We start from the raw sequence: 15,487 nt of genomic DNA on the forward strand, positions 1-15,487 counted from the left end.
ACAAGTCATACCCGCCGGGCCGCCGAAGGCGCTAGGAGATCTTCGTCCCACTCGACTTGAGGTTCTCGCAGGCCTCCACGACGCGCGCGGCCATCCCGGCCTCGGCGGCCTTGCCGTACGAGCGCGGGTCGTACGCCTTCTTGTTGCCCACCTCGCCGTCCACCTTCAGCACGCCGTCGTAGTTGCGGAACATGTGGTCCGCGACCGGCCTGGTGAAGGCGTACTGCGTGTCGGTGTCGATGTTCATCTTGACGACGCCGTACGAGATCGCCTCGTGGATCTCCTCGAGCGACGAGCCGGAGCCGCCGTGGAAGACCAGGTCGAACGGCTTGTCCTTGCCGTACTTGGTCCCGACCGCGTCCTGAAGCTCCTTCAGCACGCTCGGCCGCAGCTTGACGTGGCCCGGCTTGTAGACGCCGTGCACGTTGCCGAACGTCGCCGCCAGGATGTAGCGGCCCTTCTCACCGAGGCCCACCGCCTCGGCGGTGGCCAGCGCGTCCTCGGGGGTCGTGTAGAGCTTCTCGTTGATCTCGCCGACGACGCCGTCCTCCTCGCCGCCGACGACCCCGATCTCCATCTCCATGATGATCCGCGCCCTGGCGCACTTCTCGAGGAGCTCCTTGGCTATCTCCAGGTTCTCGTCGAGCGGCACGGCCGAGCCGTCCCACATGTGCGACTGGAAGAGCGGGTCGAGGCCCTTGGACACCCGCTCGAGGGAGATGTCGATCAGCGGCCGCATGAAGCCGTCGAGCTTGTCCTTCGGGCAGTGGTCGGTGTGCAGCGCCACCGTGACCGGATATTTGGCGGCCACCACCCGCGCGTACTCGGCCAGCGCCGTCGCGCCCGTGACCATGTCCTTGACGCTCGCGCCGGAGAGGAACTCGGCGCCGCCCGTGGAGACCTGGATGATGCCGTCGCTCTCGGCCTCGGCGAAGCCGCGCAGGGCGGCGTTCAACGTCTGTGACGACGTCACGTTGATCGCCGGGTAGGCGAATCCGCCGGCCTTGGCCCGGTCGAGCATCTCAGCGTAGACCTCTGGAGTCGCAATAGGCATGATTCATCTCCCTGAGAAGTAACGGCTTCGCGCCAGGCCCAGTATTCCGGGTCACTACCCCGTGTGGTAGATACGACGCATTCGTCGCTGCACGGGTAGGCTCTCGGCGTGGACTGGCTCTGGAATCTCCTCGACCCGACGTGGTGGCTGACCATGTTGGGGGCTTTCGCGACGATCGGCGTTCTCGCGATCATCTTCGCCGAAACCGGTTTGCTGCTCGGGTTCTTCCTGCCTGGCGACTCGCTGCTGGTGGCCGCGGGGATTTTCAGCTCGGCCGCGGTGGCTCGGGGCATGGACATCGAGCCCCTCTCCTTGCCCGTGCTGCTGATCGGCACGCCGCTGTGCGCCATCGCGGGCGCTCAACTCGGGCATTTCCTGGGGGCCAGGTTCGGCCGCAAACTCTTCGACAAGCCCGATTCGCGGCTGTTCAAGAGGGAGCACGTCGTCAGGGCCGAGGAGTTCTTCGAGAAGTTCGGTCCAGCCAAAGCGGTGATCCTGGCCAGGTTCGTGCCGATCGTGCGCACGTTCATGAATCCCGTCGCGGGCGTGCTGGAGATGCCGGCCAAGCGCTTCTTCCTGTGGAACGTCGTCGGCGGCCTGGTCTGGGTCGAGAGCCTGCTCCTGCTCGGCCACTTCCTCGGCAGCAAGGTCGATCCCAAGGCGATCGACAAGTACATCCTGCCGGGCGTCTTCCTCATCGTGCTCATCTCGCTGATCCCGATCATCGTCGAGGTGATCAAGAAGCGGCGAGAGCGTAACAACATTCCCGAGCCCAACGGCAAGCACCACCGCGTGCACTGACCCTGAAACCGGGGGGTTACCCGGGGTACGCTGCCGACTGTGGGACGCCACAGGTCAGATCCGATGGGCCTTGCCCGCTTGGCGCTCGCCGTCCTCGCCGCGGGCGCCGTGGTGACGCTCCTGGTCATCGGCGCTCGCGCGCTGCTCGGCTCGTCCGGCGCGACGCAGGAGCGCGAGCGTGCCGTCTCCGCCACGACCGGCCCGGTCCCGGAGGCCACCGCGCGGGTGCCGACCGTGCGCATCGAGTGCGTCGCCGAGACCTGCCCCATCGTCACGGTACGCGTGCCGGGCGGCGACGTGCTGCAGTACCGCGAGATGAGCAGGGGCGAAGAGGCCAGCTACTTCGAGCCGGAGCTCGACGTCGTGCTCAGTGACGCGGGCACGGTCCGCATCACTGAGAACGGCACGCCCAGGGAGCCGGGCGAGGAGGGCCGGCGCGAGGCGTTCACCGTCAAGAGCCCCGGCGGCTAGAGCGCAGGTGGCCGGCGCACGGGCGGCTAGAGCCCGAGGTCTTCGAGGGTGAAGGCCGAGCGGTATTCCAGGCCCTCCCCGGTGATGCGCTCCCTGGCGCCCCTGTCGATGATCGTCGCCACGGCCACCACCTCGGCTCCCGCCTCGCGCAGCGCCTCCACGGCCGTCAGCGGCGAGGCGCCCGTCGTGGAGGTGTCCTCGACGGCCAGCACGCGCCGCCCCTTCACCTCGGGCCCCTCGATCCTGCGCTGCAGGCCGTGCTGCTTCTGCGCCTTGCGCACCACGAACGCGTCGAGCGTGCGCCCGCGCGCCGCCGCCGCGTGCAGCATCGCGACCGCCACCGGGTCGGCCCCCAGCGTGAGCCCGCCGACCGCGTCGAACTCCAGGTCCGCCGTCAGGTCGAGCATCACCTTGCCGACGAGGGGCGCGGCCACGCCGTCGAGCGTGATGCGGCGCAGGTCGAGGTAGAAGTCGGCCTCCATGCCGGAGGAGAGGATGACCTTGCCGTGGACGACGGCCTTGCTCTTGATCTCGGCCAGCAGGTTGTCGCGATCCGTCATGCGTCCAAGCTTATGGGCCTGCTCGAAGGTCTCGACTCGGAGGCAAAGGCGCGGGCGCGGTTTAGTCACGACCCGGAGTGCGGAATGAATGCGCGGGCAACTCCGCGTAATCGTGAGGTCACTATGGGTGTCGAATCGCCGCAAAGCGACGCAGAGCTGCTTCAGGCGGTCAGAGAGGGCAACGCCGCCGCCTACGGGCTGCTCTACGAGCGCCACGCCGCCGCCGCCCGCGCGCTGGCCAAGCAGTTCGTCAGGCGCGTCGAGGTCGAGGACGTGGTCGCGGAGTCGTTCACGAAGATCCTCGATCTGGTCGGCAGGGGCGGCGGGCCCGAGTCCGGCTTCCGCACCTACCTGCTGACCGTGGTACGGCGCACGGTCCACGACCGCTCCAGGTTCGAGAGCGGCGAGATGACCACGGGGGAGATCGGGGAGTACGACCCGGGGGTGCCGTTCGTCGATCCCTCACTCGTCGGGCTGGAGAAGTCGCTGATCGCCAGGGCGTTCCTGTCGCTGCCCGAGCGGTGGCGGGCGGTGCTCTGGCACACTGAGGTGGAGAGGTGCAGGCCGGCCGAGGTGGCCCCGCTGCTGGGCCTGTCCGCCAACGGCGTGGCGGCGCTCGCGTACCGGGCGCGGGAGGCGCTGCGGCAGGCGTACCTGCAGATACACCTCGGCTCGCCGCCGCGGCACGACTGCCGTCCCGTGCTCGGCAAGCTGGGCGCGTACGTCCGGGACGGGCTGACCAGGCGCGACGCCAAAGACGTCGACGAGCATGTGAGCGGCTGCGAGGAGTGCCACGGGGTCCTGCTCGAGCTGACCGACGTCAACCGCGGGCTACGCGTCATGGTCGGCCCGCTGATCGTGGGGCCGGTCTTCGGCGGGTACGCGGCGGCGCTGGCCAAGTCGGCCGTGGCGGGCGGCGGCGCGGGCGGGCTGCTGCGGGTGTTCGGCCGGCTGCGGCGGGCGCCCAGGCACCAGCAGGCCGCGATGGCCGGCGGCGTCGCCGTGACGATGGCCGTGGCGGCCGGGCTCCTGCTGGTCTCCGACGGCAAGGCGATCAGGAAGCCCGCCGCCGCCGCGCCGGTCGCCGGGGCGCCCGCCTCCGTGCAACCCGTGCCCGTGCCGCGGCAGAGCGAGGAGCCCGCCAGGGTGCCCCCGGCGCCGGTCAGGAGCAAGCCGCCGGCCCAGGCGCGGCTGCGCGCCACGATCGACGCGCTCGGATCACTCGTACGGGCCCGGCCCGGCATCGTCGGCATGCGGTTGCGCAACTACGGCGAGGCCGCGAGCGAGAGGCTGACGGCGTTCGTCTACCTGCCGGCGGGCGTGGCGCTCATCCCGCCCGCGCGGCGCGGCCGTCATGGCACCGCGGGCACCGCGGACGGCTGGTCGTGCCGCCCGGCGGCACGCGGCGCGCGGTGTGCCAGGGCGCCGCTCGCGGCGGGGCAGGGTACGGCGCTGTTCCTGCGGGTCCGGGTGTCCGGCGAGGCACAGGAGGGCGCGGCGCCCGCCGTCCGGATCGACGCGGGCTCGCTGCGCGTCAAGGCGCAGGCCGAGGAGGGCGTACGGCTGGCGGGCGCGCCGGCCAGGTTCGCCACCGACGGGAGGGTGGCCGTCAGGGCGATCGGCAACTCGTTGCTGAGCTGCCCCGAGGATCGCGAGGGCTGCCTGGAGGCCAGGCGGCGCCAGCGCGGCCAGCGCGACAACGACCTCTGGTCGATGACCGTGCTCGACCGGGACAACGACCCCGGCACCCACGCGTCCAGCGGAGCCGAGCTGACCCTGCCGAAGGGCGGCAAAGTCGTGTGGGCCGGGCTCTACTGGTCGGCGAGCACCGCGGAGGCCGGGCCCATCAAGATCCGGCCGCCGGGGCGGCGCGAATACGTGACGGTTCAGCCCGGCGACGTGGCGGTCCGCGACCTGCCGCTCGGGCCCGTCTACCAGGCGTACGCCGATGTCAGCGAGCTGGTCGCCGCCTCCCGCAGGCACGGCACGTGGTGGGCGGCCGACGCGCCGCTGGAGGAAGGGGTGTCCAGGCATGCCGGTTGGAGCCTGGTGCTGATCGTCACCGATCCCGCGGAGCCGTACAGCCAGGCCGTGGTGCTCGACGCGGCCACCGTGGTCGGAGGCGCGGCGGGACGGGTGCACCTGCCGCTCGGCGGTCTGCGCCCGGCCGCCTCGCCCGCCAGGGTCGAGCTGGTGACGTGGGAGGGGGACGCCGATCTCCGGGGCGACAAGGTCTCACTCGGCTCCGGCGCGCTCGCCCCGGTGGGCGGTGATCGGGACGCCGCCAACGTCTTCGACGAGTCGTCGAGTGGCGCGGCGGAGATGACGTTCGGCGTCGACGTCGATACGATCAGCGCCGAGCTCGGCGTGGATCCGGGGCTGACGATCGCCACAGACAAGGACGTCGTCCTGTTCGGAGCGGCCGCGTTGAGCGTGCGTGCGCGATCGTGACCACAATCTGGACAAACTGGTACGATCTTCCTCATCGGTTTGGTGCGTTAGCGGGCTGGGGCCGAATCGTCTGGATTAACCCTCGCGCGATCACCTGCTTTCATTACCCTGAGAGAGGGCCGCCGAGTCCGGTCTCTGACGGTGCAGAGCCAGCAAGGTCGGACCACCAGGAAAGGGGCGGGTGCTAGTGGATCGCTGTGCGCTGTTCGTGGACGCCGGCTATCTGCTGGCTGATGGAGCGATGGCCGTGCACGGCACGCGTCATCGCGAAGCAGTTGCCTGGGACTATCCCGGGCTGCTCCAGCTGATGACCGGCCTGTCGCGCGAGCGCACCGGCCTGCCGCTGCTCCGGTGCTACTGGTACGAGGCGACGGTCGAAGGCCGCCGCACGCCGGAGCACGACGCGCTGGCCGACATACCGGGACTCAAGCTCAGACTGTCGCGCATCCGGCCGGGCCGGCGCGAGGGCGTCGACGCCCAGGTCCATCGTGACCTGATGACGCTCGCCCGCAACAACGCCATCTGCGACGCGGTGGTGGTGAGCGGCGATGAGGATCTCGCGCAGGTCGTGTGCGACGCGCAGGACCTCGGCATCAGGGTGAGCGTGATCCACGTCGCGGCCGAGGGCGGCTGGGCCGTGTCGCGCTCGTTGCGGCAGGAGTGCGACGACCTCGTCGAGCTGGGCGCCGTACACCTGCGCCCCTACGTCAGCCCGGTCTCCGGGGCCACCGAGTCGTCCAACGGCCACCAGCCGGTCAGCAACGGGCAGGCCGCCCACTCGCTGCCGCCCGCCCAGCCGTCCCTTCCCCCGTCGCTGCCCCAGATCCCGCCCTCCAGCGGCAGCCACGCCGCCGGCTCCTCCTCCGCCACGCCGTCCCAGCCCTCGTCGAACGGGTCGTCGTCCGGGCGTGGGCAGTCGTCCTCGCCGCCCGCGCTGCCGACATACTCCAACTACCAGCCCGAGCAGCCACCGGCCACGCCGCCGTCCTCGGCTCCCGTCACCGGGCCCATCCAGTCGCAGTCGCAGTCGGCCGGCACCGGGCAGTTCGCCGCGCCGTCCAGCGGGAGCTACCAGCCTTCGCAGCTGGGGCCGTACACGGGGCCGCAGCCCGCGCCCGTCAACCCTCCCTCCGCCGCCACCGCCGGCGCCACCACGCTGTCGGACGCAGTCAAGTCCGCCCATCGGGAGGGGCACGACTTCGGCGAGTCCGTCGCCCGCGACGCGCCCGCGCTGTGGCTGGAGGCCGTGCTGGCGCGCAAGCCGCGCATGCCCTCCGATCTGGAGGCGCGGCTGTTGCAGGGGTCTTCGCTGCCGATCGACTTCCTGCTGCACGATGAGGTACGGCACGCGCTGCGGCGCGGCTTCTGGGACGCTTTGGAACGCGCCCGCCACTGACCGCCCTCGCCCCTTGACCGGCGAGCGCTCCCTCCCGGCCTGCCGGAGTTCACCGCTGGCGTTGCATGGAGAGGGCCTGCCGCCAATGCCCGGCCGCCTGGCCCATGTCGTGGCCGAGCACGACACCGGCACAGCGGGTCCACGTACCAGATCATTGAGTGAGTGCTTGACCGCGGGAGTTTCGTCTGGGCCGGTGCGTTGCGCCCGAGGAGACGCAGGCCCCCCATGAGTCCTTCGTCGATCCAATCTGCGCGACCGTTAAGTGTTAGGTAGCCTTTCACTTATCTGGTACGTTAGGCAAACGGAACGATCATGAAGGGGGATGGGCGATGACGGAGGCGCCGGAGTTGTCGCTGGAGATGCGGCGGAACGGGCTCGACCCGGTCGAGGAGCTGGCTCGGGCCCGGGATGGTGAGGGCGTCGTGCGGGTGGTGACGCCGTTCGGCCAGCCCGCGTACCTGGTCCTCCGCCACGAGGATGTTCGCGAGGTGCTTTCGGATCCGACCCGGTTCAGCAATGCAATGACACCGTTCGCCGCAGCCGGTGAGATGAGCGAGGAAGAGCAGGAGAAGCTGCGGGCCGGGTTTCTGCTCGCGTTCGATCCGCCGGAGCACACACGGTTGCGGCGGATGCTCACCCCGGAGTTCACGATCCGTCGGATGCGCCGGCTCGAGCCACGCATCCTGGAGATCGTCGAGGCGGCGCTGGACGGCCTGGAGCGGGCCGGCAAGCCGGCCGATCTGGTGTCGAACTTCGCGTTGCCGGTGCCGTCGTTGGTGATCTGCGAGTTGCTGGGTGTGCCGTACGCCGACCGCGCCGAGTTCCAGGACCGTTCCGTTCGCCTGCTGGACATCTCGTTGCCGATGGCGGAACAGACCGCCGTGCTGCGGGAGAACCGCGCCTACATGGCCGGCCTGGTCGCCCGCGCGCAGGCTGACCCGGGCGAGGACATGCTCGGCATGCTGGTACGCGAGCACGGCGACGACCTCAGCACCGACGAGCTCATCGGCATCGCGGGCCTGCTGCTGCTCGCCGGGCACGAGACGACCTCCAACATGCTCGGTCTGGGCACCCTGGCCCTGCTGCGACACCCGGAGCAGCTCGCCATGATCCGCGAGGATCCGGCGCGGGCCGAGCCCGCCATCGAGGAACTGCTGCGCTGGCTGTCCATCGTGCACTCGCCGTCACCGCGCACGACCACGACCGAGGTGCGGATCGCCGGCCACGTCATCCCCGCGGGATCGCTGGTGCTCCTTTCGCTGCCCGCCGCCAACCGCGACGGTGGCCACATCGAGAATCCCGACGCCCTCGACATCACCCGGGGCGCCCCCGGACACATCGCCTTCGGCCACGGCGTGCACCACTGTCTCGGCGCTCCGCTGGCCCGCATGGAGATGCGCATCGCCTTCCCGGCCCTGCTGCGCCGCTTCCCCAACCTCGCACTCGCGGACGAGCAGATCGACTTCCGGGTCTTCAGCAGCGTCTACGGACTGAACTCGCTCCGGGTGACCTGGTGAGAGCCGACGCAGCCCGCAACCATGAGCGAATCGTCGGCGCCGCGGTCCTGGCGTTCGAGGAGATCGGGCCCCAGGCGACGCTCGAGGAGATCGCCGCACGCGCGAACGTGAGCGTGATGACGGTCTACCGCCGCTTCCGCTCGCGCGACCAGCTCGTCCGAGCTGTCTTCGACCACGTCCTCACCACCGAACTCCAGCCCATCACAGCGGTGCACACCGACGACCCGTGGCAGGACCTCACCGGGATGCTCGAGGCCGTCACCGAGGTCCTCGCCCGGCGGCGGGTCATCATCTCACTCGCCCACGAGTTCGTGACGTTCGCGAACGAGAGCACGCAGCACTTCATGCGCGCCATCGAACCCATGCTGCGCCGGGCCATCGACGCCGGCGTGGTGCGACCGGAACTTCTACCGCGCGACCTGACCGTGCTCACCGTCATGAGCATGGCCACAGTGCACCCGGGCGATCCCCAGGGCGAGGACCGCAGGCGCTACCTCGCCCTGCTCATCGACGGACTACGCCCATCGCCGACCACCCTGCCACCACCCTCACCGCAGGACTTCTTCAAGCCACCTGAGGCCGACGAACCGGCACCTTGACCACCGGGCACCTGCCCCACCACGACAAGAACTGCTAGGCGAAGGCTGTCGGGCTGCCGCCCCTGATTCCCTGGGCGCCGACCCGGTGCCCGGGGCGGCGGGTTGGCCTCGGCGGTGCCCGGGGGGCCGGTCAGGACAAGGCGTCGAAGCCGGCGCGGAGGTGGGTGAGGCGGTCCGTCAGGTCGGACAGCGGCGCGGCGAGCGCCGGGTCCTGGGACTTGCGGGCCAGTTCGCGCACCCGGGCCAGCTCGTCCTCCACGGCCGTCAGCCGCCGCGAGAGCTCGGGCAGCACCGACGCGTGATCCCCGGCCCCGGGCGGCAGCTCGCCGGTCAGGCGGTCGCGGAGCATGGACGCCTGCTCGGCCAGCCGCTTGTTCATGTTGTACAGCTCAGCGAACACCGACACCTTCGCCCGCAGCACCCACGGGTCGAACGGCTTGGTCAGGTAGTCGACCGCCCCGGCGGCGTAGCCGCGGAAGGCGTAGTCGGGCGCGCTGTCCACCACGGTCAGGAAGATGATCGGGATGTTCCGGGTCCGCTCCCGCCGCTTGATGTGCGCGGCCGTCTCGAAACCATCCATGCCGGGCATCCGCACATCCAGCAGGATCAGCGCGAACTCGGTGTTGAGCAGCGCCTTGAGCGCCTCCTCGCCCGACCTGGCGCGCACCGGCACCAGGTCGAGGGAGCTGAGGATGGCTTCGAGAGCGATCAGGTTCTCCTCGCGGTCGTCAACGAGGAGGATCTTGGCTCGATCCGGCATCGATCACGACCCTTCGGCTGATGAGGCTGATGAATCGGCCGTGGAGCCGCGCCCGCGGCTGAGCCAGCCGCGCAGGCGCTCGAGCAAGCGGTCCACGTCGACCGGCTTGGGTACGTAGTCGGACGCGCCCGAGGCGATGCTCTTTTCGCGGTCGCCCCGCATGACCTTCGCGGTCAGCGCGATGATCGGCAGGTCGGCGAACTGGGGCATGCGCCGGATGGCCGAGGTCGTGGCCCAGCCGTCCATCTCCGGCATCATGATGTCCATCAGCACGAGCGCGACGTCCTCGTTCCGTTCGAGCTGCTCGATCCCCTCCCGACCGTTTTCAGCGTAGACGACCGTGGAACCGTGTCGCTCCAGGACGCTGGTCAACGCGAACACATTTCGGATGTCGTCGTCCACGATGAGGATCTTGGCGCCGCTGAGCGGGTCGTCGCCCTGCCACTGGACGGGCGTCTCCACCGGCGGCTCGACCAGCTCCGGCATCGGCAGGTCGAGCGGCATCGGCGGCTCCGGCGTGGCCGTCGCGGCCGGCTCCTCCGACGGCGCCGTCATCAGCTGCCGCCGCGCCGCGCCGCCGTCGCTCACGGCCAGCGGACCGGTGTACGAGGCCGGCAGGTAGAGCGTGAACGTGCTCCCCTTGCCCAGCTCGCTGTCGACGTGGATCTCCCCGCCGAGCAGCCTGGCGATGTCGCGGCAGATCGCCAGGCCCAGGCCCGTGCCGCCGTACTTGCGGCTCGTGGTGCCGTCGGCCTGCCTGAACGCCTCAAAGATGACGTCCCGCTTGTCGGGCGCGATGCCGATGCCGGTGTCGATCACCTGGAAGGCCAGCAGATCGGCGGCCTCGTGCAGGCTGTCGTCGTCGAAGTCGACTCCGGGCGGCGCCATCGAGACGCGCAGCTTCACCTCGCCCCGCGGCGTGAACTTCACCGCGTTGGAGAGCAGGTTACGCAGCACCTGCTGCAGGCGCTGCTCGTCGGCGCGCAGCTCCTGCGGCACGTCGGACTCGACGTCGACGGTGAACGACAGCCCCTTGTCCTGCGCCAGCGGCGCGAACGCGGCCTCCAGCAGGTCGACCATCTTCGGCAGCGACACCTGGATCGGGTGGATGTCCATCCGGCCCGCCTCGACCTTGGACAGGTCGAGCATGTCGTTGATGAGCTGGAGCAGCGCCGAGCCCGCGCTGTGGATCGTACGGGCGAACTCCACCTGCTGCGAGGTCAGGTTGCCCTCGGCGTTCTCGGTCAGCAGCTTGGCCAGCACCAGCAGGCTGTTGAGCGGCGTGCGCAGCTCGTGGGACATGTTCGCGAGGAACTCGGACTTGTAGCGCGAGGACACCGCGAGCTGTTCGGCGCGCTCCTCCAGCGTGCGGCGGGCCTGCTCGATCTGGAAGTTCTGGATCTCGATCGCGCGGTTCTGCTTGGCCAGCAGGGCCGCCTTGTCCTCCAGCTCGGCGTTGGACCTGCGCAGCTCCTCCTGCTGGCGCTGCAGCTCGTCGGAGCGCTCCTGCAGCTCCCTGGTGAGCCGCTGGGACTCGGTCAGCAGGTCTTCGGTGCGGGAGTTGGCGATGATGGTGTTCATCGTGACACCGATGGTCTCGACGAGCTGGCGCAGGAAGTCGAGGTGCACCTCGCCGAACGGCGTGAACGAGGCCAGCTCGAGCACCCCGAGCACCCTGTTCTCGAACAGGATCGGCAGCACCACGATCTGCGCGGGCGTGGACTGGCTGAGCCCGCTGTCGATGGTGATGAACTGCGGCGGCACGTCGTCGAGCATGATGTGCCGGCCCTCGGCCGCCGCCTGCCCGACGATGCCCTCGCCGATCGCGAACCGCTGGCGCGGCCCCCTGTCGGGGCGTACGCCGTACCCGCCGATCAGCACCAGCTCGTGGTCGCCCTCGGGGTCGATGCTGTAGAAGGCGCCGTAGCGGGCCGAGACCAGCGGCGTCAGCTCGCTCATCGTCAGCTTGGCCACCTCGAGCAGGTCGCGGTGGCCCTGCATCAGCCTGGAGATGCGGGCCAGGTTGGACTTGAGCCAGTCCTGCTCCTGGTTGGCCTGCGTGGTCTCGCGGAGGTTGGCCACCATCGAGTTGATGTTGTCCTTCAGCTCCGCCAGCTCGCCCTTCGCCTCGACGGCGATCGAACGGGTCAGGTCACCGCGGGCCACGGCGCTGGTCACGGTGGCGATGGCGCGCACCTGGGTGGTGAGGTTTCCGGCCAGCTCGTTGACGCTCTCGGTGAGCCGCTTCCACGTGCCCTCGACGCCCTCGACCCGGGCCTGGCCGCCCAGCTGCCCCTCGGAGCCCACCTCTCGGGCGACTCGGGTCACCTCGGAGGCGAACGACGACAGCTGGTCCACCATGCGGTTGATGGTGGTCTTCAGCGCCAGGATCTCGCCCTGGGCGTCCACGTCGATCTTGCGGGTGAGGTCGCCGTTGGCCACGGCCGTGGTGACCTCGGCGATGTTACGCACCTGCGAGGTCAGGTTGTTGGCCATGAAGTTGACGTTGTCGGTGAGGTCCTTCCAGACGCCCGACACGCCGGTCACCCGGGCCTGGCCGCCCAGCTGCCCCTGCGTGCCGACCTCCCGGGCGACTCGGGTCACCTCGTCGGCGAAGGAGGACAGCTGGTCCACCATCGTGTTGAGGGTGTCCTTGAGCTGCAGGATCTCGCCCTGCGCGTCAACGGTGATCTTCTTCGACAGGTCGCCCTGGGCCACTGCCGACGACACGGTCGCGATCTGGCGCACCTGGGAGGTCAGGTTGTTGGCCATGAAGTTGACGTTGTCGGTGAGGTCCTTCCAGACCCCGGACACGCCGCGCACCTGCGCCTGGCCGCCCAGCTGCCCCTCCGTGCCCACCTCGCGGGCGACCCGGGTCACCTCGGAGGCGAACGACGACAGCTGCTCGACCATCGTGTTCATGGTCGACTTGAGCTCGAGGATCTCGCCCTGGGCGTCCACGTCGATCTTGCGGGTGAGGTCGCCGTTGGCCACGGCCGTGGTCACCTGGGCGATGTTCCGCACCTGGTACGTCAGGTTGTTGGCCATCGAGTTGACGTTGTCCGTCAGGTCCTTCCAGACCCCGGACACGCCCTTCACCTCGGCCCGGCCGCCCAGCTTGCCCTCGGTGCCCACCTCGCGGGCGACCCGGGTGACCTCGTCGGCGAAGGAGGACAGCTGGTCCACCATCGTGTTGAGGGTGTCCTTGAGCTGCAGGATCTCGCCCTGCGCGTCAACGGTGATCTTCTTCGACAGGTTGCCCTGGGCCACCGCCGTCGCCACGGTGGCGATGCTGCGCACCTGGGAGGTCAGGTTGTTGGCCATGAAGTTGACGTTGTCGGTGAGGTCCTTCCAGACGCCCGACACGCCGGTCACCTGTGCCTGGCCGCCCAGCTGCCCCTCGGTGCCCACCTCCCGGGCGACCCGGGTGACCTCCTCGGCGAAGCCGGACAGCTGGTCGACCATCGTGTTGACGGTGTTCTTCAGCTCGAACATCTCGCCCACGGCGTCGACCGTCACCTTGCGGCTCAGGTCGCCCTTGGCCACCGCGGTGGTCACGACCGCGATGTCGCGCACCTGCGCGGCCACGCGGGACGACATCGTGTTGACGGCCTCGGTGAGGTCGCGCCAGCTGCCCGACATGCCGCGGAGGTTGGCGCTGCCGCCCAGCCGGCCCTCCGTGCCGGCCTCGCGCGCGACCCTGGTCACCTCGCCGTTGAACAGCGCGAGCTGGTCGACCATGCCGTTGATGGCCTTGCCCAGGCGCCGCACCTCGCCCCTGGCCGACCGGTCGAGGTCGATCCGGCGCGACAGGTCGCCCTTGGCGACCGCGTCGATCACGTCGGCCGCGCCGCTCACGGGGCTCACCAGGGCCTCGATCAGCTGGTTGACCGACTCGACGCTCTCCGCCCACGCGCCGACACCCGGTCCAGGGGTCAGCCGCTCGCCGAACCGGCCTTCTTTGACGACTTCTTTGCGTACGCGGACCAGTTCGTTGGCGAGATGCTCCCGGCGGTCGGCCACTTCGTTGAGCAGCAGCCGGACCTCGCTGAGGATCCCGGGAGGGGCATGAGGAACACGACGCCGGAAATCACCGTCACGCCAAGAGAAAAGCGTCTCAAGGATGGGCACGAGATCCGACTCGGTGTAGGTCCTCTCCTCCGGGGTTGGCGCGGCCTTGGCCGTGGTCATGGGGCCTCCTTCACTCGCGGCGGGCTCCGGCGAGTGATTCAAGTCTGTCACGATGAGTAGCTCGTAGTCCTGTCCTTGGATTTACCCCAAGTCAGTGGGAAGTGTGGTAGGCACGTTGGGATGACTGCTTCTCCCCATGCGGTGCTCGCTGCGACGTTCGCGCCCGGTGAGACCGCTGTGACCGCTGCGATGAGGTTCACGCGCGAGGTGATGACCGCGTGGGCCACCGGCGGCATGCTCCATACCGCCGAGCAAGTCGCGGGAGACTTGGCCGAACAGGTCGCTGACGAGCCATTTGAGGTGATTTGGAAGCATTTTGGGGATGCCGTACAGGTGGAGTTGAGGCAGCGAAGCCTCTCCCAGGGTGATCCAAAAGCTCCTTCCGCGAATGTCGAAGAGTGGGGAGTCACTTTCACGGGCGATTCCCGTGTCCATTGGGCTAGGCTCACGCTACCTGGCTCCCCGGACAGAGTGGCAGCCGAATGGCTGGAGGAGAGCTCCAGGGGGCCACACTGGCTGGGGTTCCTTGCCGACGCCAGTGACCTGCTCGCGGGCACTCTCGACCCCGACATGGTTCCGGCCATCATCGCCCAGGTCGTGGTGCCTCGGTTGGCGAGCTGGTGCGCCGTCTACACCGCCGACAGCTCTCTCGGGCCGCTGCGGCTGGTCTACCTCTGGCACGCCGACGAGGCCAGGATCGACGGCCTGCGCGAGCAGCTCGCCGACATGGACGTCGCCGCCGCCGACACCAGGGTGACCTCGACCATCCACCTGTCCGACTCGCAGGTGCTCGCCGTGCCGCTCATGGCGCGCGGGCGCGGCCTCGGCATGATGTGCCTGGGCCGGCCGGACCGTTTCCCCGACGAGGTCATCCAGTTCGCCGAGGACATCGGCAGGCGCGCCGCGCTGGCCATGGACAACGCCCGGCTCTACGCCCAGCAGGCCGCCGCCAACCGGGCGCTCCAGCGCAGCCTGCTGCCGCCCAACGAGCCCGAGGTCCCCGGGCTCGACTACGGCGTCATCTACGAGCCGGCCGGCGAGACCAACGAGGTCGGCGGCGACTTCTACGACCTGTTCAAGGCGGGTGACGACTCGTGGCGGTTCGCGATCGGCGACGTCTGCGGCACCGGCCCTGAGGCCGCCGCCGTGACCGGGCTGGCCCGCCACACGCTGCGGCTGCTGGCCCGCGAGGGGTACGGCGTCGCGGCGGTGCTCGGCCGGCTCAACCAGGCGATCCTGGAGGAGGGCGAGCGCGCGAGGTTTCTCACGCTGCTGCACGGCGACATCACGCCCGTGGCCACCGGGCTCGAGGTGCGCCTGGTCTCGGCCGGGCACCCCGAGGCGCTGCGGCTCAAGCCGAGCGGCAAGGTCGAGGCGGTCACCACGCCGCAGTCGTTGCTGGGGGTCTTCCACGAGGTCGTGTTCGAGGCCGACACCGTGCATCTCGACCATGGCGACGTGCTGCTGGCCGTGACCGACGGTGTGACGGAGCGGCGCTCGGGCGGTCGGCTGCTCGATGACGAGGGCGGCCTGGCCAAGCTGCTGGCCGAGTGCGCGGGGCTGTCGGCCAGGGCGGTGGCGGAGCGCATCCGCAGGGGCGCGGCCGACTTCGCCTCGGAGCCGAGCCAGGACGACCTGGCCATCCTGGTGCTGCGCGCCCGCTAGCCCGCTGCTCAATGACGCCTCC

Annotated in this window: 11 protein-coding genes; 7 read left to right on the forward strand and 4 right to left on the reverse strand. The window is 69.8% G+C overall.

The window, feature by feature from the left end:
• Positions 1-31 precede the first annotated feature (31 nt).
• Positions 32-1,054, reverse strand: a complete 1,023-nt coding sequence (fbaA, locus tag ABN273_RS36990; RefSeq protein ID WP_349453772.1) for a class II fructose-bisphosphate aldolase — start codon at positions 1,052-1,054, stop codon at positions 32-34.
• A gap of 108 nt (positions 1,055-1,162) precedes the next feature.
• Here fbaA and ABN273_RS36995 point away from each other — a divergent pair, with 108 nt between their 5' ends.
• Positions 1,163-1,855 (forward strand): DedA family protein, encoded by a 693-nt coding sequence (locus ABN273_RS36995; RefSeq protein WP_349453773.1) that lies wholly within the window; start codon positions 1,163-1,165, stop codon positions 1,853-1,855.
• A gap of 63 nt (positions 1,856-1,918) precedes the next feature.
• Positions 1,919-2,326 (forward strand): hypothetical protein, encoded by a 408-nt coding sequence (locus ABN273_RS37000; protein WP_349453774.1) that lies wholly within the window; start codon positions 1,919-1,921, stop codon positions 2,324-2,326.
• 26 nt (positions 2,327-2,352) lie between these two features.
• Here ABN273_RS37000 and pyrE read toward each other — a convergent pair whose 3' ends face one another.
• Positions 2,353-2,886 carry an orotate phosphoribosyltransferase gene (pyrE, locus tag ABN273_RS37005; RefSeq protein ID WP_349453775.1) on the reverse strand — a complete coding sequence of 178 codons (534 nt, stop codon included), beginning with the start codon at positions 2,884-2,886 and terminating at the stop codon, positions 2,353-2,355.
• A 123-nt stretch (positions 2,887-3,009) separates the two neighbouring features.
• On the opposite strand from pyrE, the gene ABN273_RS37010 reads away from it, so the two are divergent.
• The 4 genes from ABN273_RS37010 to ABN273_RS37025 all read left to right on the forward strand — a co-directional run bounded on the left by ABN273_RS37010 (position 3,010) and on the right by ABN273_RS37025 (position 8,849).
• Positions 3,010-5,337 (forward strand): sigma-70 family RNA polymerase sigma factor, encoded by a 2,328-nt coding sequence (locus ABN273_RS37010; protein ID WP_349453776.1) that lies wholly within the window; start codon positions 3,010-3,012, stop codon positions 5,335-5,337.
• Between the two features lie 187 nt (positions 5,338-5,524).
• Positions 5,525-6,733: an NYN domain-containing protein gene (locus tag ABN273_RS37015; protein ID WP_349453778.1), complete on the forward strand. Its 1,209-nt coding sequence runs from the start codon at positions 5,525-5,527 to the stop codon at positions 6,731-6,733.
• A 329-nt stretch (positions 6,734-7,062) separates the two neighbouring features.
• Positions 7,063-8,250, forward strand: coding sequence for a cytochrome P450 (locus ABN273_RS37020; RefSeq protein ID WP_349453779.1), 1,188 nt, complete (start codon positions 7,063-7,065; stop codon positions 8,248-8,250).
• Entirely contained in the window at positions 8,247-8,849 is a 603-nt protein-coding gene (locus ABN273_RS37025) for a TetR/AcrR family transcriptional regulator (RefSeq protein ID WP_349453780.1), read from the forward strand. Before ABN273_RS37020 ends, ABN273_RS37025 begins: the two co-directional genes overlap by 4 nt.
• 130 nt (positions 8,850-8,979) lie before the next feature.
• Here the strand turns inward: ABN273_RS37025 and ABN273_RS37030 are convergent, their stop codons facing one another.
• Complete coding sequence (locus ABN273_RS37030; protein WP_349453781.1) at positions 8,980-9,609, reverse strand: response regulator; 630 nt, start codon at positions 9,607-9,609, stop codon at positions 8,980-8,982.
• 3 nt (positions 9,610-9,612) lie between these two features.
• The gene (locus ABN273_RS37035) at positions 9,613-13,800 is read right to left on the reverse strand and encodes a HAMP domain-containing protein (protein WP_349453782.1); all 4,188 of its coding nucleotides are present in this window, start codon (positions 13,798-13,800) and stop codon (positions 9,613-9,615) included.
• Between the two features lie 471 nt (positions 13,801-14,271).
• Here ABN273_RS37035 and ABN273_RS37040 point away from each other — a divergent pair, with 471 nt between their 5' ends.
• Positions 14,272-15,465 carry a PP2C family protein-serine/threonine phosphatase gene (locus tag ABN273_RS37040; RefSeq protein ID WP_349453783.1) on the forward strand — a complete coding sequence of 398 codons (1,194 nt, stop codon included), beginning with the start codon at positions 14,272-14,274 and terminating at the stop codon, positions 15,463-15,465.
• The last annotated feature ends 22 nt before the right edge of the window (positions 15,466-15,487 follow it).

Source organism: Nonomuraea sp. B19D2 (assembly GCF_040137845.1).
Lineage (GTDB): Bacteria > Actinomycetota > Actinomycetes > Streptosporangiales > Streptosporangiaceae > Nonomuraea.